The sequence below is a fragment of the Patescibacteria group bacterium genome (assembly GCA_041665345.1).
Lineage (GTDB): Bacteria > Patescibacteriota > Patescibacteriia > PEXW01 > PEXW01 > JBAYJA01.
Map to the genome: position 1 here is coordinate 565593 of JBAYJA010000001.1, position 17768 is coordinate 583360.

Annotated in this window: 21 protein-coding genes; 18 read left to right on the forward strand and 3 right to left on the reverse strand. The window is 49.4% G+C overall.

The genetic code is table 11. From position 1 onward, the window contains the following. Positions 1 to 101 precede the first annotated feature (101 nt). From WCV85_03005 to WCV85_03020, 4 genes are all read left to right on the forward strand, one after another. The gene (locus tag WCV85_03005) at positions 102 to 3296 is read left to right on the forward strand and encodes an efflux RND transporter permease subunit (GenBank protein ID MFA6473819.1); all 3195 of its coding nucleotides are present in this window, start codon (positions 102 to 104) and stop codon (positions 3294 to 3296) included. 86 nt (positions 3297 to 3382) lie between these two features. Next, positions 3383 to 3730, forward strand: coding sequence for a nucleotide pyrophosphohydrolase (locus tag WCV85_03010; GenBank protein ID MFA6473820.1), 348 nt, complete (start codon positions 3383 to 3385; stop codon positions 3728 to 3730). Between the two features lie 163 nt (positions 3731 to 3893). Beyond that, positions 3894 to 4625, forward strand: coding sequence for a hypothetical protein (locus tag WCV85_03015; protein MFA6473821.1), 732 nt, complete (start codon positions 3894 to 3896; stop codon positions 4623 to 4625). A 21-nt stretch (positions 4626 to 4646) separates the two neighbouring features. Then, complete coding sequence (locus WCV85_03020; protein ID MFA6473822.1) at positions 4647 to 5432, forward strand: hypothetical protein; 786 nt, start codon at positions 4647 to 4649, stop codon at positions 5430 to 5432. Positions 5433 to 5552: 120 nt separating this feature from the next. Here WCV85_03020 and WCV85_03025 read toward each other — a convergent pair whose 3' ends face one another. Together WCV85_03025 and WCV85_03030 are read right to left on the reverse strand one after the other, a co-directional pair. Continuing rightward, entirely contained in the window at positions 5553 to 6245 is a 693-nt protein-coding gene (locus tag WCV85_03025; protein MFA6473823.1) for a Bax inhibitor-1 family protein, read from the reverse strand. Between the two features lie 191 nt (positions 6246 to 6436). Next, complete coding sequence (locus WCV85_03030; protein MFA6473824.1) at positions 6437 to 7816, reverse strand: TPM domain-containing protein; 1380 nt, start codon at positions 7814 to 7816, stop codon at positions 6437 to 6439. A 117-nt stretch (positions 7817 to 7933) separates the two neighbouring features. Here WCV85_03030 and WCV85_03035 point away from each other — a divergent pair, with 117 nt between their 5' ends. From WCV85_03035 to WCV85_03095, 13 genes are all read left to right on the forward strand, one after another. Beyond that, positions 7934 to 8431, forward strand: coding sequence for a GreA/GreB family elongation factor (locus WCV85_03035; protein MFA6473825.1), 498 nt, complete (start codon positions 7934 to 7936; stop codon positions 8429 to 8431). 34 nt (positions 8432 to 8465) lie between these two features. Continuing rightward, entirely contained in the window at positions 8466 to 8705 is a 240-nt protein-coding gene (locus tag WCV85_03040; GenBank protein ID MFA6473826.1) for a hypothetical protein, read from the forward strand. Next, positions 8705 to 9094, forward strand: a complete 390-nt coding sequence (locus tag WCV85_03045; protein ID MFA6473827.1) for a type II toxin-antitoxin system death-on-curing family toxin — start codon at positions 8705 to 8707, stop codon at positions 9092 to 9094. The genes WCV85_03040 and WCV85_03045 overlap by 1 nt, the downstream gene beginning before the upstream one ends. Positions 9095 to 9099: 5 nt before the next feature. Beyond that, positions 9100 to 10572, forward strand: a complete 1473-nt coding sequence (locus WCV85_03050) for an ABC-F family ATP-binding cassette domain-containing protein (protein ID MFA6473828.1) — start codon at positions 9100 to 9102, stop codon at positions 10570 to 10572. Continuing rightward, positions 10572 to 11807, forward strand: a complete 1236-nt coding sequence (locus WCV85_03055; GenBank protein MFA6473829.1) for an aminoacetone oxidase family FAD-binding enzyme — start codon at positions 10572 to 10574, stop codon at positions 11805 to 11807. The genes WCV85_03050 and WCV85_03055 overlap by 1 nt, the downstream gene beginning before the upstream one ends. 16 nt (positions 11808 to 11823) lie before the next feature. Next, positions 11824 to 12087, forward strand: a complete 264-nt coding sequence (locus WCV85_03060; protein MFA6473830.1) for a hypothetical protein — start codon at positions 11824 to 11826, stop codon at positions 12085 to 12087. Next, positions 12084 to 13331 carry a hypothetical protein gene (locus WCV85_03065; protein MFA6473831.1) on the forward strand — a complete coding sequence of 416 codons (1248 nt, stop codon included), beginning with the start codon at positions 12084 to 12086 and terminating at the stop codon, positions 13329 to 13331. The genes WCV85_03060 and WCV85_03065 overlap by 4 nt, the downstream gene beginning before the upstream one ends. A gap of 92 nt (positions 13332 to 13423) precedes the next feature. Continuing rightward, on the forward strand, positions 13424 to 13927 hold the full coding sequence (locus tag WCV85_03070; GenBank protein ID MFA6473832.1) for an SRPBCC domain-containing protein: 504 nt from the start codon (positions 13424 to 13426) through the stop codon (positions 13925 to 13927). Between the two features lie 3 nt (positions 13928 to 13930). After that, positions 13931 to 14317 carry a DUF1801 domain-containing protein gene (locus WCV85_03075; GenBank protein MFA6473833.1) on the forward strand — a complete coding sequence of 129 codons (387 nt, stop codon included), beginning with the start codon at positions 13931 to 13933 and terminating at the stop codon, positions 14315 to 14317. A gap of 215 nt (positions 14318 to 14532) precedes the next feature. Continuing rightward, positions 14533 to 15051 carry a CxxC-x17-CxxC domain-containing protein gene (locus WCV85_03080; protein ID MFA6473834.1) on the forward strand — a complete coding sequence of 173 codons (519 nt, stop codon included), beginning with the start codon at positions 14533 to 14535 and terminating at the stop codon, positions 15049 to 15051. Positions 15052 to 15063: 12 nt separating this feature from the next. Beyond that, entirely contained in the window at positions 15064 to 15324 is a 261-nt protein-coding gene (locus WCV85_03085; protein MFA6473835.1) for a GIY-YIG nuclease family protein, read from the forward strand. A gap of 15 nt (positions 15325 to 15339) precedes the next feature. Continuing rightward, entirely contained in the window at positions 15340 to 15690 is a 351-nt protein-coding gene (locus WCV85_03090; GenBank protein ID MFA6473836.1) for a TfoX/Sxy family protein, read from the forward strand. Positions 15691 to 15714: 24 nt separating this feature from the next. Continuing rightward, complete coding sequence (locus tag WCV85_03095; protein ID MFA6473837.1) at positions 15715 to 16398, forward strand: HAD-IB family hydrolase; 684 nt, start codon at positions 15715 to 15717, stop codon at positions 16396 to 16398. A 56-nt stretch (positions 16399 to 16454) separates the two neighbouring features. Here the strand turns inward: WCV85_03095 and WCV85_03100 are convergent, their stop codons facing one another. Continuing rightward, a complete protein-coding gene (locus WCV85_03100; GenBank protein ID MFA6473838.1) occupies positions 16455 to 16778 on the reverse strand; it encodes a hypothetical protein in 324 nt (107 codons plus the stop codon). Positions 16779 to 16967: 189 nt separating this feature from the next. Between WCV85_03100 and WCV85_03105 the strand changes: the two genes are divergently transcribed. Then, positions 16968 to 17744 carry a PD-(D/E)XK nuclease family protein gene (locus tag WCV85_03105; protein MFA6473839.1) on the forward strand — a complete coding sequence of 259 codons (777 nt, stop codon included), beginning with the start codon at positions 16968 to 16970 and terminating at the stop codon, positions 17742 to 17744. Positions 17745 to 17768 lie beyond the last annotated feature (24 nt).

Consider the following 17768-nt stretch of genomic DNA (forward strand, 5'->3'; position numbering starts at 1 on the left):
TTGCTCAGGCTTGATTCTTCCGCAGGGGTATGGCACCATGGGGCTACAGTGAAGGTGAACTATCACCTGAACATGTTTTTTCTCCGCTTACTGAATACCATATGGAAAATCCAGGGCAGCAGGCCGGTTCGTTTAAAGAGCATCCGTTCGATTGGAACGCGAAACTTGTCCGGTACTTCTTGCACAACTCCCGGCTGGTGTGGGTCATTATTGGCGCCATTGTTATTGGCGGACTTTTTGCTTTAGTACACTTTCAGCGCCAAGGCTTTCCTCAGGTAAGTCCGAAAATAGTCTTGGTGCAGACACTTTTTCCTGGAGCCACGGCAGAGGAAATGGAACGGCAGGTGACAAGCGTGATTGAGGCGGCGGTGAAAGATGTCAAAGGCCTGAAAGAAACGTCCTCAACGTCTGCCAACAGTTTTTCTAATGTTGTGGTTACCTTGGAAGAATCGGTGAATTTGGATACCGCCACCCAAGACGTGCAATCCAAAGTCCAGGCGATCCAGGCCGAGTTGCCAGACGATGCTGAGGCGCCAAAAGTAGAGACGTTCTCCACCAGTGGCCCAGCCTTCATCTTCGGTATTACGCACGAGAGCCAAAAGATAGACACGATTCGTCAGGTTGCTAGTGACGTCATCCATGCATTGAGCGATGTCCCAGGAGTGAAGTCTGTCACGCTGGCTGCTGATGCCCCGGAGCAGATTCACATTACCTTTGATCCAGCAAAGATGTCGCAGGCTGGGGTCAACCTGCAAATTCTCCAGCTGGCACTCCAGGGCGCGAACGTCAATTTTCCTGCCGGCACTTTGGATTTGGATGGGAAAGCGCAGTCCATCGTAACGATTGGCGCCTATAGCAGATTGGAAGATATTTCGAATTTGCTTTTGGGTGTAAACCCGCAAACCAAGCAGCCGATTCGGGTTCAAGATATTGCCAAGGTCACCCGGGGTTTTGCAACCGAGGAAAACATTGATCGGTTTGGGTACATTACCAATAATCAGCTCGTGAGCCGGCCTGGTGTACTGGTGAATATTATGGTGACGAATGATGCTGATGTCATTAAAACCAAGGCCGCCATTGATGCCCACCTGGCAGAAATGCGAGACGCAAACACATTGGCGAAAGAGGTGGACGTGGTTGAGCTCAGCGACACGGCGCGTGACACGAAGAACCAGATAGGCGAAATTTTAGATGGCGCAGTTGGATCGCCAGCCAATGCGTACTTCCTTGGGGGGATTCAGCTCCTTTTCCTGGTCATGCTGGTGTTTGTGAACTGGCGTACTGCCATTGTGGCCGCCTTGGCCATTCCGCTGTCCATGCTCTTCACGTTCACGGCTTTGGCCATCACTGGCACGCAGCTGAACACCATAGTGTTATTCTCTCTCATTTTGGTGCTGGGGTTAATTGTGGACCCAGCGATCATCATGATTGAGGCTATTCAACGCTACCGGGATCTGCAGCATAGTGCTACGGATGCCGTGTTGGAATCTGGCCGACGGTATGGCGCGTCACTGTTCATGGCGGTGCTAGCGTCCATCATTGTCTTCCTGCCCTTTGGAGTAGTGTCTGGTATCTTTGGGGAAATTATTACGTACATTCCGCTTACTGTCATTCCCGCGCTTATTGCCTCGTACCTCATCCCCATTGCCATTCTGCCCATGCTTTCCAAGTGGCTCATGCGGCCGCGGCGGGTGAAAGCCGGGGATCAGGCTATAGCTGCCGAAGATGAAGGACTGTGGCCTGTTGCCCGCTGGTTCATGTCCGTAAGCCAAAAGTTGTTGAAAGCAAAGTGGCGGCAGATTACGACTATTGTCGTGGCACTCATTTTAGTCATGGCCTCAGTCTCTATTGTGGGCTCTGGCAAAGTGCAAGTGGTGCAATTTTCCAAAGCGAATGATAATCCTTACATTTCTATTGATGCACGCTTTACCAAAGGGTTGACTTTCGCTGATCGGTCGGCCACAGGTACTGCCCTGGAAGCGCTTTTGCTGGACGAGCCAGGAGTGGCAAAATTTTTCTACTACCAGCAGAGCCGGGATAACCTTTTCCTCTTCGCTGAACTACAAGCGAAAGCCGAACGGGATGCGGAGAATACTAGTAAAAAGATTGTGGAGCGTTTGAAAGCAAATGTTGCAGCTGTGCCGCACTTGGATGATGTGCTGGTGGGTGAGCTGGGCGTGGGTCCACCTGAAGCGGACTACCAAATCCAGGTTCAGTTGAATGATAATGACCCGACGATTCTGGAAAAAGCCGCGGTGGATATTGGCAACCACCTGCGCTCGTTGGAGCACATTATCCGGGTGGATGATGGCTACACCGGGAAAGGCGAATCCGAAGTTCGGGTGACTCTGGATCGGACGAAAGTGCAAGTAGCGGGTTTGTCCAGCTTTGAAATTGGCCAACAGCTGAAAGCAGTAATCGGTGAAACCACGGTGACCAAGTTCACGGGCGAAGGTGGCTCAGCCGACGTCATTTTGAAGAACGGGGCTGTACCCAAAGACTTGGAAGCCATCCGCAACCTGCCACTGGTTAGTAGCCGCACAGGCCAAACGGTCCGCGTTCGTGACGTGGCGACGGTGCAGCAAGAATCAACAGTCAGTGCTATCCAGCGGTTTGACGGTCTGCGCTACGTCAGCGTCCGGGCCCGGATTGATGACAGCAAGAACTTGGTGGCCGTCCAGCAGAAGCTGAACGACTACCTGACCGATGAGAAGTTGGAGCAGTTGGGGATTGATAGCCGAGATTCCCGTGGAGACTTTGACGACATTGCCAAGTCATTCAAAGACTTGGGCATGGCGCTGGCTGCGGCCATTCTGCTCACCTACATTTTCCTGGTGCTGCAGTTCAAGTCCTTTTCTCAGCCGCTCATCATGCTCATCACCGTGCCGCTTTCGCTCACCGGCGTCTTCCCGGCGCTGCTACTCACCGGGTCTGACCTAGGCTTCCTGGAAGTGCTTGGCGTTACTATTCTGGTGGGGATTGTGGTAAGTGTAGGTATCTTCCTCATGGACTACGCCAACCAGCTCGTCAAGGAACGTGGCTACACCGCGAAGGAGGCCATTATCCAAGCCACCGGCGTTCGCTTCCGTCCCATTGTCCTCACAAAACTGGTAGTCATTGGCGGGCTTTTGCCTCTGGCCATTGAGTCAGAATTCTGGCGCGGCTTAGCCGTGGTAATTATTGGTGGTATTGCTCTCTCCGGTTTCCTGTCCCTCATTGTCCTGCCCATTCTCTACGTTTGGATCCAGGCGGGCCGGAAGAAACTGCATGGATCTCTGACGAAACTTGAAGGTTAGGCCATTCTCAGTTTCCCAGCCGCCTCATGGATTGGGGCGGTTTTTGGGTTGTTGATTTCTCATCGTAACAATGAGATGATACGCATATGGAAAATGATATCAAGGACCTCCAAAAGCGAATTATTGCTTTCCGAGATGCGAGAGACTGGGCGAAGTTTCATCAACCAAAAGAACTGGCTATTTCTTTGGCCATTGAGGCAGCAGAGCTACTAGAAAAGTTTCAATGGCAAAAGGGCGGGACAAAGGAGTACCAGGACGAAAACCGGGAAGATATTGGGGATGAGCTTGCAGATGTCTTCATTTACGCGCTCAACTTGGCGCACCAGATGGGTTTTGACGTGAAGGAGATCGTGGAAGAGAAGTTGAAGAAGAGTGGTCTGAAGTACCCCGTGGAAAAGGCAAAAGGGACGGATAAGAAGTATACGGAGCTATGAAAATCAACGCCATTTGGCACAAAGCACATCGAATGCCAAAGAACGCAACGCTGAAGCAGAGAATTACCTGGCACACAGGACATGCCGAAAATTGTCAGTGCCGGGACTCAAAGGCTCATCTCAACAAACTTAAACTGAAGCAACGCCATGTTGCACTTACTGTATGAATGACACATTAACGAATTGGGTGAAGACCGCGAAACAGGCCGGCATGTCCGAGGTTAATATCATTACACAACTAAAGGGGCAAGGCTGGCGCTTAAATGATATTCAACCGGTATTGCAGACCGTGGCAGACGGAGAACGTGTCGCTACAAAGGAGTTGGTAACATTTTCTTTACCTCCGGAACCATTTTTAGGGTACTGGGTAGGTGCAGGAACTTTGTTCATTGGGATGCTTATTGTTACCGGGATTGGACTACAATTTGTCCCCAGTGACCAAGATGCACCGTTGTCAGATGTTTTTGTAAGCTGGTCTGGTCTAGCAATTATTTTTCTTCTATTTTTGGCACCGGCACTCTTCTACGTTGTTCATTTTCTGGTTCCGTGGTTCCAAAGCGCGCGTTACCACCGAACCCTTACTTTTTCGCAGACTGGCGTGAGTATGCAATTTCATGGGGGGAGGAAAGATACATATATACCCTGGGAAAAAGTTGATCATTACTCAGTAATCACTCCAAAAGCATTAGATTCTCTGGTCAAAAAAATAAACCACAGTCTTGGTACCGTCGATATTCATTTACACCAAAAATCGGCGAAGAAGTCAGTTTTTGCTGGGGCAGGCGGCACCACTTTTTTTGGCGATGATCTAAAGTACGTCCTGGAGATTCCAGCTGAAAAACAAAAAGACGTTAAGACGTTCATGAGTGCGAAGAATATTTCTTTAGAAATGTAAAGTTCGTTCCATCGTATCCATATGCGAAAACTCTATCTTCTCCTCAGCGTCAGCCTTCTCCTCCTCATAGGTGCAGCCTGCACCAAGCAAGTTGCAACGACCCAGAACCAGAATAGTTCTGCTTTGGTGAATACTGCGCAAACAAATGAAAATCCGCACAGCGCAAACGCCAATGCACAGGTTGTTTCTGACACGCATTTTTTGACTGCTGATGTTTTACCCGTAAATTTGGTCGGGCAAATTTCCAAGTTTCGGTCTGGCTCCGGGCATGATTTCAACGACGGAACCGAAACTTGTCGGAGCATGAAACACTACCTTGACCCAAAGACCCGGCAGCTACTCACACCCGACGAGCTATTGAATGAGAAGTACCCAGCCACGGTTCCGGTTTACAGTCCAACCACTGGAACTATCCGGGAAATCCAAACTGAGCAATTCCCTTTGGGTAAGCAGATCCACATTGCACCCGGCATGGCCTCAGACTATAACATTCGACTTTTTCATATTTACCCTTTGGCCACGCTGAAGGTGGGGGATAATGTAGCTGCCGGTCAGCAAATTGGGACTATTAAAGCAGTGCAAGGTTTTGACATTGCGGTGGAGAAGTTTGGCGCTCAACGTCCTTCGCTTCTCTCGATGTTCGAGGTGATGAATGAGCAGCAACTCGCAGCATGGGCAGCACGGGGTGTCACCCCAGCAAATGCAATTATCTCTAAAGCCGCCCGGGATGCAGACTCTCTAACCTGCAATGGCGAAGCTTTTACGACAAGCCAAGAGAATGCCAAGGATTGGGTGAAGTTGAAGTAGACTGATTTACTACGAAAGTTTGAGTTGAAACGCCTACACCATTGACAATGGAAAAGCCAAAAAAAACGGACAACCATAGTGGTGTCCGTTTTTTTACAAGGAGCCTGTAGAAGACCGGTATTAGTCGTCAGAGCGACCAAAAATCCGGAGGAGGTGCAAAAAGAGATTCACAATGTCCAGGTAGATTGCAACTGAAACGTCTACAGCGTTATCAAGTGTGTAATCTAGCTCCAACGCGCGATTCCAGTCGAACATGATGTAACAGGTGAAGAGTATGGCACCACCGTAATCAAGGATACTTACCCACCAGGGGACGGCTGCGGTGACATCGACAATTGGGGCAAAGAAGACTTCGAGGAGACGTCCTGCGAGTAGGACCAGTAAACCCGCAAAAAGGTACTTACTCCAATGCTGAAGCGAGCCTGGGTAGATGATGCCAATGATCGACATAATCGTCGAAACGCCGATTGTCATCAACAAGGCATTGATGACCACATCTGTTTTATAGAGAGCAACCGTAGGTCCACAGAGTGCCCCAAGCGGAATGACTACCATTAGGTAGCCAAGGAAGGAAATCACCCAGTTACGGCTGTTGACTGAAATGATTATTCCGGCAATGGGAATCCCGAGGCCGATGACAATAGCCATCAACCAGTGTGGTTGCCATGCCAAGCACTGATACGCCATCAACGCGGACGCGATGAGTCCCAATAAGGTAAAGAATGTCACCGCAAAGATGTACGTCCGCTCCGACATACTGGGTGTTTGAGCCCGGGACCAGCCACGATCCCAAACCGAATCAGATAATCCCATACTTTCTCCTCTCACTTTCTGTCCTCAAGTTATTCTACTGTCAAAGAGTTTGCTCATTACTGTAGCGCTATTTCAACACTTTGTCAAGTCCTTGTGCGCTTCCATGAAAAATATAAAGGATTTGATGAAGTAGGCGGTATTTATGCAAAATGAAAAAGCGGGAAGATTTCTCTTCCCGCTTGTATGTACAATTAGAACTTTCGCCCAGCGCCGCCACCGCCAAAGCGACCGCCACCGGGTTTGTACCCAGCGCCGCCACCAGACCGGGAACCGCCAAACGAGCTCGTTCGTCGGGTTTGATTCAGACTGGTGTACGTTTGCCGTGGATGCAAATCATCTTCGGCATAGCTCAGGGCGCTGCCCATAAGCTGTGTTGCATCCCTCAGGTGCTTGCTGACCTCCAACCAGTCAATTGGCGTCTCCGCAATCGATGCCTTAGCTGCTTGTAACGATTTTTCGGCACTCGAAAGTTTGGCCTTGGCTTCCTTTCCAACTTTCTCGTCGGCAACGGTTTTGCTCGCTATTGCAAGTGCATTTGTGAGTTTCTGTAGTTCTTCTGGAACTGTTTGCTGTGCGTGACGTAAATCCGCCAACCGAGCTGAGATTGCGAGAACAGATGCCTCAGCTTGGTTCGCCAGTATCAGCGCTTCTGCTGCAGCTGATGCAGCTTCGATTATGTCGTCTCGTTTTTCAGACTTCAGTAGCGTCGTTGCACGTTGCATGTGCTGCTCTGCTTTCGTGTGGAGTTTGGCAACGACGCTTGCGAAACCTGTCAGTGCGTTCCAGTTTACTGGCGGGTAGTTTTCTCGCAGATGCTGGAGAAGTTTTTCCTTTTCTGGAATTCCTTCTGTTGCACGAGCAAAGGTTTGTTTTACATTTCCTAAGCTCTTCTGCGCATCTTGCCGAGTTCGTTGCAAAAAGCGTTTGCGTTGAATTGGGATGTAAATAATTGCCGTAATCCCCCCAATGACCATAAGACCCAGAAGAACCATCAGGAAACCTTGTAGCAATGCCGCCGTCTCCTGCTTCTCTCGCTGTTGTACTTGCGTGTTGTATGCAAGGCGCTGTTCCCACGATTTTTCTCCTAGAGTGCGTTGTACGGCTTGCACCCCAGCCAGCAGTGCTTCAGCGTAGTGTTCCTGCTTCAACAAACCCATCATGTCTTGATCAATGATATGACCGCAAGCAATGTCCGGTAACTCATTTTCAATGCCGTAACCGGTATGGAAACGTACTTCCCGAGCATCAGGATCTACGGTGAGATGGAGAATGATGCCATTATCCAAACCTTGCTTTCCTGGCTTCCATACATCACCCAGCTTTTGGGTAAATGTAAACATGTCGTATCCACCAAGATTGGCAGTCGTCACCACCACGATTTCAATGCTGGTTGTGGTGTCGTAGGATTTCAGAATACTGTTCAAATGCGCACGCTGCGCATTGGAAAAAACACCAGCGTGGTCCTGTACGTACTCCCACTTTTCGTTGAAGACTGGGACTTCTTGCCCAAACCCAACGGTAATCATACTGGCAATAACCAGTGCTAGCCCAAGGAAAAATACTCGTCGCATCTCGCTTCCTCCTGTTCGGTGATATTGTATTGTTAATGAACACCTGAAACTACCTCATAAAACCTACTTTGTCAAGGTGTAACCATACTTCAGTTTTTTCCTCTATACTCAACTCCTATGCGCATTCCCACCCGTAAACCCGGTAAGTACGCTGACCTCTTCCGCGATCCTCACATGACGCAGGAGAAATTTGATGAACTCAGCGCACTCCTGGCTCGTCTAAAGAAAGCTAGGCCAGAAGCAGCGGCTGAAGTGAAACGTCTAGCCGAGATGGGGGACTTTTCCGAAAACGCGGCATACCAACTCGCCAAAGGCCGGTTGCGTGGGTTGAACCAAAAGCTCATGGAAACTGAGGATCATCTCAAACATGCGAAAATCATCTCCACGGCAAAAGGTAACGGCGTTGTGCAGCTAGGAAGTACAGTAACCGTGAACCAGGCTGGGAAGCAGCAGACGTACCGGATTCTTGGGCCAACCGAGACAAATCCTAGCAAAGGGATTATTTCGCATGTGTCACCGTTGGGTGCAGCATTACAAGGCAAGAAAGTAGGGGATACAGTGCAAATGAATATTGGATCGGACACTGTTCGCATTACCATCATCAGCGTGGCTTGACACTGTATTATAATAAGATTATAATACATCTACTATGACCCAAAAAGTCCTAAAAGTTGGCGATTCCGCGGCGGTGACTATTTCAAAGGAATCACTGAAAAACCTTGGCTGGAAGGTTGGTTCACGCGTAAATGTTACCGTTGACCCACTGAAGCAAATAGTAAAGATAGTCCCGGAAAAGCGTCAGAATGCTGATGAAGACAAGATCGCAAAATTGACGATGCGTTTTATTGAGCGTTATCGTTCAGACTTGTTAGCCCTAGCAAAACAGTAATGCGATACCTTAAAGTTGAGCATCTCTTGAAGATGCACTCATTTGTAGTAGACGAAACTGGTGGCGCTCATGGTCTTCGTGATCGTGGGCGCTTAGAAAGTGCAACAACCCGACCGCAACAGAGTGTGTTTGGAAAAGAATTATTCCCAACAATTTTTCAAAAGGCGGCTGCGTATGCACACGCAATAATTTTTGACCATCCATTTGTAGATGGAAACAAACGAACAGCTATGACTGCAGCGCTCGTTTTCCTTGAAGACAATGGTTTTCGCTGTGTTACAAAAGAAGGTGAAATTCATGCATTCGCTTTACGGATTGTCCGTGAGAAAATGGAAATTCCTTCAATTGCAATCTGGCTGCAAAAACATACTGAGCAAATAAGAAACTGAACCCCATGACACATGATTCCGTTGTTCTCCGTTTTTCCGACGTCAGCTTTGAGTACGAACGCAGCCACAAAAAGTTGCTGGACGACGTGTCTTTTTCTGTACGCACGGGCAGCCGCATCACGCTCATGGGCCAGAATGGCGCAGGGAAGAGTACTATTTTTAAACTCATTACCGGGGAAGCTGAACCAACCGAAGGCCAGGTCTTCCGAACGCCAAGCAATGCTACTGTTGCCATTGCCCGGCAAGTGATGCCCAAGGACATGCTGGGGCTGAGTATCCGGGACTACTTTGCCACAGCTTTCACGGAGGTCGAATACAGTCTGGATAAGCTTATTAAAGATGTCTTTGCAATTGTTCACCTAGATGTACCAATCACCAAACTGGTGAAGGAACTTTCTGGCGGGCAACAAGCGAGGTTACTGCTCGCACATGCACTCATTCAGAAGCCTGACATTCTGTTGCTGGATGAGCCCACGAACAATTTGGACCAGCATGGGATTGACCACCTCACCAGCTTCCTGGTGATGTATGAGAAAACCTGCCTGGTCATTTCGCACGATGCTGACTTCCTGAATGCATTTTCCGACGGGGTGCTGTACTTGGACGTGCACACGCAGAAGGTGGAGCAGTACACGGGGAACTACACAGATGTGGTAGAGGAGATTAGCCAGCGGATTGAACGTGAAAATTTACTCAATGCTCGTATGCAGCGCCAGGTGAAGGAGAAGCGGGCGCAGGCTGAAGTCTTTGCCCACAAAGGCGGCAAACTCCGGTTCGTAGCCAAGCGCATGCGGCAAGCAGCAGAGTCTGCCGAAGAAAGTATTGTCAGCGTTCGCCAAGAGGATAAAGCTATTCGACCTTTTACCATTCTCTGCCAAAACTTTGACAGCCACTTCCATGGGAAAATTGTGCAGCTCCATGCTGTGGGCGCCATGTACAACCACAAAGTGGCAATCAAGAAATTTGATCTGGATATTCGGAAAAATACCCACATTGTGCTTGCGGGTCCAAATGGCATTGGGAAGAGCACGTTGCTGGCCGTGCTCGCCGCAGGCTCGTCCGACTATGCCACCATTGCCCCAGAGGTTGTGGTTGGGTACTACCAGCAGGACTTTGGGAACTTGGATGGTGAGCAAATTGCGTACGACGCTTTGGTGGAAGTCATGGCCGAACGAGATGAGCACAAGCTGCGCTCCACAGCCGCTGGGTTTCTGCTGGACGGAGCTATTCTCTCCCGCAAAATTGAAGCGCTATCCGAAGGGCAGAAGGCGCTACTCTCGTACAGCCGTCTAGTTTTGCAAAAACCTGGACTACTCATTTTAGATGAGCCAACCAACCATGTGAATTTCCGCCATTTGCCTGTCCTGGCTGACGCACTGGATCAGTACCAAGGAGCAATGATTATGGTTTCGCACATTCCAGAGTTTGTGCAGCAAATCCGCGTGGATACGGTTATTGACCTCGCAGCGATACGGTAATGTCGGTGTACGACCTTTTGGTCATTGGTGGTGGCGCAGCGGGGATGATGGCCGCAGGCAGGGCTGCCGAGCGTGGGAAACGTGTACTCCTCCTTGAGAAGAATGCACAGCTTGGTGCAAAGCTCGCTATAACCGGTGGTGGTCGGTGCAACATTACCAACGCAGAAGAGAACCAGCGTCTGTTTTTGGCACACTTTGGGAAGGCGGAAAAATTCCTCTACTCGTCCTTTGCCCAATTTGACAATCAAGATGCAATGCGGTTTTTCACGGATCAGGGGTTGCCCACTGTGGTCCAAGCCGGTCAGAGAGCATTTCCAAAAACGGAACGCGCTGAGGATGTGGTTCGTCTGTTCGTCAACTACTTGGCATGCGGAAAAGTGGAGGTGCGGAAGCGAACAACCGTAGAAACCATCCGTATAGTTGATGGAAAAATAGCTGGCGTTGTGGTGGGGAAAGAACTCATGGTTGCAAAAAATTATCTATTGGCTACAGGCGGACGTTCCCATCCTGAGACTGGTTCAACCGGTGATGGTTTCCGGTGGCTGGCAAAGTTAGGGCATACCGTAGTACCCCCAACACCAACCATTGTTCCACTCGCTGTCGCTGACACCTGGGTAAAAAACTTAGCTGGTGTCGCATTGGATGATGTGCACGTAAGCTTTTTCCAAAAAGGGCAGAAGCTATTGCAGTTGAAGGGCCGGATACTCTGCACCCACTTTGGCTTGTCAGGCCCGCTCATTCTCAACGCTGCGGGCAAGGTGGGGGATATGCTCCGCCAGGGTAAAGTGACCGTGAGTATTGATGTTTTTCCAAAACTGGACTTTGGTAGCCTCGATAAGCACATCACCAAAGTTTTTGATCAAAATAAAAACAAAGTGTTGAAAAATGTGCTGCGACTCCTCACGCCAACCGGCACGGCAGCCAGCATCATTACCTTACTTCCCAGAGTTCTACACGAAAAGAAAATTCATAGTATCTCCCAAGCTGAGCGGAAAGCTCTGGGGCAATTATTGAAGGCTCTGCCCATCACCGTTCAAGGTCTTATGGGCTATGAATGGGCTGTGGTGGCAGACGGTGGTGTTCCCATTCGTGAGGTGGATGGGAAGACTTTTCGATCTCGGAAATACGACAATCTTTTCATTACTGGCGACCTACTGCACATTACCCGGCCTTCAGGCGGGTACTCTTTACAACTGTGCTGGACCAGTGGGTACGTAGCCGGAAATCATACCTAGTTGCTATACTTGCGCTATGGATACCTTGCAAGCGCAAATTGCAGAAATCCAAGCTAGAAATGCCAGGGTTGAAGCTGACAAAGCTTGGGAGCGAAGTTGGATACGTCGTGGCTTTATTGCCCTAACGACGTACGTTTTTGCGCTCCTTTGGTTGCTTGTCATTCACAGTGACCGGCCATTCCTCACTGCGCTCATCCCTTCTGTTGGGTACGTGCTTTCAACCATTTCCCTTCGCTCACTACAGCAAAGGTGGTTGGCACGCAAGAAGCAAGTCGTATGAACCGTCCCCTAATCTTTCTTATCACCCTCGTTGTAGTTGCTGCAGCCTTTGGGGTAGCACCCAAGGCTGGCAAAGCTGCAACGACAAAGACCTTTACCTTTGCAGCAGATATGTACAGCTTCACCTACCCTAGTACGTGGAGCACGAAGCAGGGGAAGAAGGCAGTCACACTTCTTCCACCAGCTGCAAATGTGAAAAAGCTACAGCAGCAAGGGGTTAGCTATACCGCAAACGTGCAATTGCTGAATAATGAGAGTAACATCCTCACAGCCGGGTTGCGAGCAACGTTGAAGAAGAGTTGGTCTGGGTTTGTCACAGCGTATGCGAAAGAGGTGACAAAGAAGAATGGCGCTACCCAAAAGGTTTCAGCATCCAGTCGCTTGGGTTGGCAGGCATCCATCATTACTTTGCAGCGGACAGTTCGTGGCACCAAGACCACATGGCGTATCACCCTACTCTCACCTGACAAGCAAAGCGTCTTTGCAGTTGCAGAAAAATGGACCAAGCAAAGCAGTAGTCCATTTCCGGCGACCATCGCCAATGTCGTAAAGACCCTTACCCCATTTGCAAATGTGCAGTGGTCATTCAACGGGCAGCAGTGGCGAGTGAGTGGTGTACCTCCTGCCTGCCCAAACCCATTGCTCATCCCCTCACCCGTGGACGTAACGCTGGCCACTTCAATGCTCTACCCCGGACAGTACCGGAGCGGGAATTACAAAGCGCACGGTGGCTTTCGGTTACAGGGCGTTCCAAGTGGGGAAGTGGGTATCTGGGTTCCTCAAGATGCGTTTGTTGTAGACGGGGCCCACTACACTGAAAATGGAGATCCACAGTACATGTTTGACCTCCATGCTCCTTGCGGCATACAGTACCGCTTTGATCACCTCCGTACTCTCTCACCAACTTTCGCTACACTGGCTGCGCAACTTCCTGCTGGAGGTGCGGGGGATACTCGCACCACAACTTTCAAAAAACCGCTTTTGGTCAAAGCTGGGACGGCAATTGCCACGACTGTTGGTGAACCTGCCAGTTCAAATATCTTTTTTGACTTTGGGGTCTACGACCTGCGCCAGCAGAATACTGCATCTCGGAATGCTACCTGGACTGCAGAGCACCCTTTGAGTAGTCAAAGTTGGTACGCGGTTTGCTGGCTCAAGCTGTTGCCAGCAGCAGATTCTGCCTTTGTTCTGGGTTTACCTGCAGCAGACGGGGTGAGTGGGGATAGTAGTGATTACTGCAATTAACCGTATGCACCTATGAAAGTGCGTAGGTTTGTCTGCAGTCGTAATCTCGTACTATACTACTGTGAGTTCACTCGCCATAATCATACCTTTGTATGACCAACAGTAGCCAAGCAGGTAGTGATGCACTCATTATCGAACGCACTTTTTCTGCACCCGTAGAAAAAGTCTGGCAAGCCTGGTCTGACCCAGAGCTCGCGAAGAAGTGGTGGGGTGCCAAAGCTTTTACTGCACCTTCTATGACCATTGACTTCCGCGTCGGTGGGAAGTACTTGTTCTGCATGCGCGGCAAGCCCGCACCTGATGCGCCAGAGCAAGATTTTTGGAGTACTGGCACGTACAAGGAGATTGTGCCCATGCAGAAAATTGTGTGCACCGACAGCTTTGCAGATGCGCAAGGGAATATTATTTCTGGGAAAGAGTATGGGATGGAAAACTTTCCACTGGAGTTAGAAGCCACAATTACTTTTGAATCACTTGCCGATGGTACAACCAAGATGCGCCTGGAGCATGCTGGCATGCCGGCTGGTACTGACAAAGAGCTAACGCAAGTTGGCTGGAACGAATCATTTGATAAGCTTGCGGCTGCAATCGAATAGTCTATGCAATCCACAAAAGTTCCAAAAACTGTCTCCGCGTACATTGCTGCTGCGGCGCCGCAAGCAAGGCCTATGCTACGGCAATTGCGGAAACTCATCACCTCTTGCGCACCCAAGGCAGTGGAAGGCTTAAGCTACCACATGCCGTACTACAGCTACAAAGGTCGCTTGGTGTACTTTGCTGCCTTTCGGGATCACTGCAGTCTTTTCCCAGCCAGTGGTTCAGTCACCAAAAATTTTGCCAAAGAGCTAACGAAGTACAAAACGTCTAAAGGGACAATTCAATTTCCCTTAGGAAAAGCTATTCCCGCTGGTTTAGTAAAAAAGATTGTGAAGGCGCGGATGCAGGAGAATGAAATACGAAATACGTTTCGGACTGTCAAAGTGTAGAAAAGGCGGTCGGCATGGAGGCTCGTTAGGTCAGAGGGTATGGAAGAAGGTTTTTTAGGATACATTGCATTTTCTGAGACTCTACCCTCGGCCGTACAACCTAACTAGCCTCCACACCCACTAACCACGTCGCCATACCTTTCCCCTTGCATGCATCGGCTATTCAGCGTACACTAGTAGCCTTTGGGCAACTCCTGCCTGGTATCTGCATTCTTATGGCGAAACCTTCATTTTCACGACGTCCAGGCGGTAAACGCCCAGCTGGGAAGTTTGGGGGTCGGGATCGGAGTGTGGATAGCACAATGCACTTGGCAACCTGCGCGAATTGCGGTGACTCATGTGAGGTACCGTTTTTGCCAAAGGGGAAAAAGCCCGTGTACTGTAACAAGTGCTTTAAGCAATTTGGGAAAGGTGAAGGGGAGGAGACATTTGCGGATGAACCCCGGCTGTACCCGGCAACCTGTGGCAATTGCGGCAATGAATGCACGGTACCTTTCCGGCCTGTGCAGGGTAAACCAGTCTTTTGCAAAAACTGCTTTGGGAAGTACAAAGGTAGCCCCGGCCAAGCAGATGGCGGAAATATGCAGGAGCAAATGGACCGCATCAATATGAAGTTAGATAACATTCTCCGGGTTTTGGCTGCTCGGCCCACCCGGCCTGCCGCACCAACGCGGGATTACCCCCGCACCGGAAAGAATTCTGGCTGGCGAAAAGACAACAAGAAGCGATTCTAAGTCTCTTCCTGTATGTACGTCCTTTACGTTGTTCGGTGCGCAGACGCAACTCTGTACACCGGTATTACCGTAGACATTTCCCGCCGGATTACTGAGCATAATACCTCCAGCAAAGGCGCGCGGTACACACGCAGCAGACGGCCTGTGCGTTTGGTATATGTAAAGAAGTACCGAACGCGTTCCACGGCAACCAAGGCCGAATTGCAATTCAAGCAGCTTTCTCGCAATGAAAAGTTGCAGCTTATCAAGCAGGCAAAGCGAAAAGCAAAGTAGAGTATACTGTGCGATATGAGCACGAGGACGGAAACCATAACTTACCTTTTGGACCAGCTCACTGGCTTGCCGGACATTGCCGCGCGAAAAATGTTTGGGGAATATGCTCTGTACTGCAATGGGAAGGTTGTTGCATTGGTGTGTGATGACCAACTTTTTGTAAAAATCACTGAACCTGGAAAAGGTTTCATTGGCAAGGAATATGAAGAAGGTGAGGCATATCCTGGGGCAAAACCTTCCATGCGGATCAGTGAGGAATTGCTGGAAGATCGGCAGTGGTTTGGTAAACTCATTCAGCTTACGGCAGATGCATTGCCAATGCTAAAATCAAAGCCGAAAAAGTTGGCAAGGGGCCCTCGTTCGTAGTTTTCAGGACTTTTCTTTGTCCATATGCGCAAAGTTGCAATTTTCGACATTGACGGCACTATCTTCCGTTCCAGCCTACTCATTGAGGTCACCAATGCTTTGATTGCCGAAGGAGTGTTTCCTGCATCAACAAGAAAAATGTACCAGAAGCCATTTGAAAATTGGCTGAACCGCAAAGCTGGGTATGACAAGTACATTGCCGCGGTGGTCAAGGCTTTTGATAAGCATATCCAGGGAGTAGAGCGCGCTGTCTTTCTCCGCATTGCGCAGAAAGTTTTGGACTACCAAAGCCACCGGGTGTACCGGTATACTCGTGACCTCATTACTACCCTGCGAAAGCGGGGCTACTTTCTGCTGGCCATTTCTCACTCGCCCAAAGACATGGTGGACGCATTCACCAAGCACTGGGGATTTTCCAAAGTGTATGGTCGTATTTTTGAACTTGATAGCCAAAATTGTTTTACTGGAAAAATTTTGTACCGCGAACTTATTGATGACAAAGCCACAATACTACAACGAGCAATTTCCAAGGAGAAGCTCTCGCTGAAAAGTTCCATTGGTGTTGGAGATTCGGAAGGGGACATACCCATGCTGAAAATGGTTGAGCAGCCTATTTGCTTTAATCCAAACGCTGTCCTCTACAAGGAAGCAAAGAAGCGGGGTTGGGAAATTGTGGTGGAGCGGAAGGATGTGATTTACGTTTTATAGTGCAATGAAAAGGCCTCGTTATGTAACGAGGCCTTTAACGAGCAAGTCGAAATTGTTTATGCGGTCGGCGTACCGTTATTAGGTGCGGCATTGAGCTTCGCAAGGTGGATTGAAATCACCTGTTGAACCTCAGAGCAGATTGATGGCCATGGAACAAGCGAAGTGCGTTCGATACGCACTTTGTACCGATCAACCTTCACGTCCTGAACGCCGTGGATTTTTGAAATCTCGATTACGAGATTTTCTGACGGTTCTGATGATTTCTGGTCAATCAGTTTGAGATGGTGTGCACGGTCTGAAAGTTGGACATTTGTGCTCAACCAGGCGACAGTGTATAGTTCGCCGTTTTGATCCCATGAAAATTGATGAATGCATGGCATTTGTAAAGAACCTCCTGTGCGCAATAGGGTTGCGCGTTCCCATCTTGAATCGATACCGAACACACTTATGGTCGCACGTTCAAGACTGCCTATACTAGCGCATGCAATGTGTATTGTCAAGGCTTACGTGCTCTGAGTATCACAAAACAAGGAAATTCTTGTTATGATAAAAAGTGATAGAATAATGTTATGTCCGACTACTACAACCCCCAAAGAACCAAAAATCTCTACGACCCCAAAAGTCCAGCGCCGTTCCGACTCTCTCGTTCAAAAATAGATTTGTATTTAGAGTGTCCACGCTGCTTCTACCAAGACCGTCGCTTGGGCGTGGGTCGGCCACCGGGGTTTCCTTTCAGCTTGAATAGTGCAGTGGATGAACTGCTAAAGCGGGAATTTGACGTGCACCGTGCCAAAGGTACCAAGCACCCGCTGCAGAAGAAGTACAAAATCAATGCCAAACCCATGGCGCATGAGAAGCTGGACGAGTGGCGTGATTCCCTTCGGCGGGGTATTACGTTCCACCATTCGCTTACAAACTTCCTCATTACTGGTGGCATTGACGATCTCTGGGTCAAACCCAAGGGTGAGTTGATCATCGTTGACTACAAAGCCACATCAAAAAAAGAAGAAGTGAACCTGGATGCGGATTGGCAAATTGGCTACAAGCGGCAAATGGAAGTGTACCAATGGTTGTTCCGGCAAAATGGCTTTACCGTTTCAGACACCGGGTACTTTGTGTACTGCAATGGGGACAGTGATGCAAAAGCTTTTGATGCAAAGCTGGAATTTACCATCAAGCTCATACCCTACGTCGGGAAGACAGACTGGGTTGAGCCAACGTTACTGGATGCGTACCGATGCTTGCAGTCAAATGACCTTCCTGCAGCTGGAGCAGGCTGCGACTACTGTCGGTACGTTGGTGCTATTACGCAAATACGCTCAGCGAAAGGCAAAAGCGGGTTATGAGTTCGTGAGTGGTAGGGGAGGGGA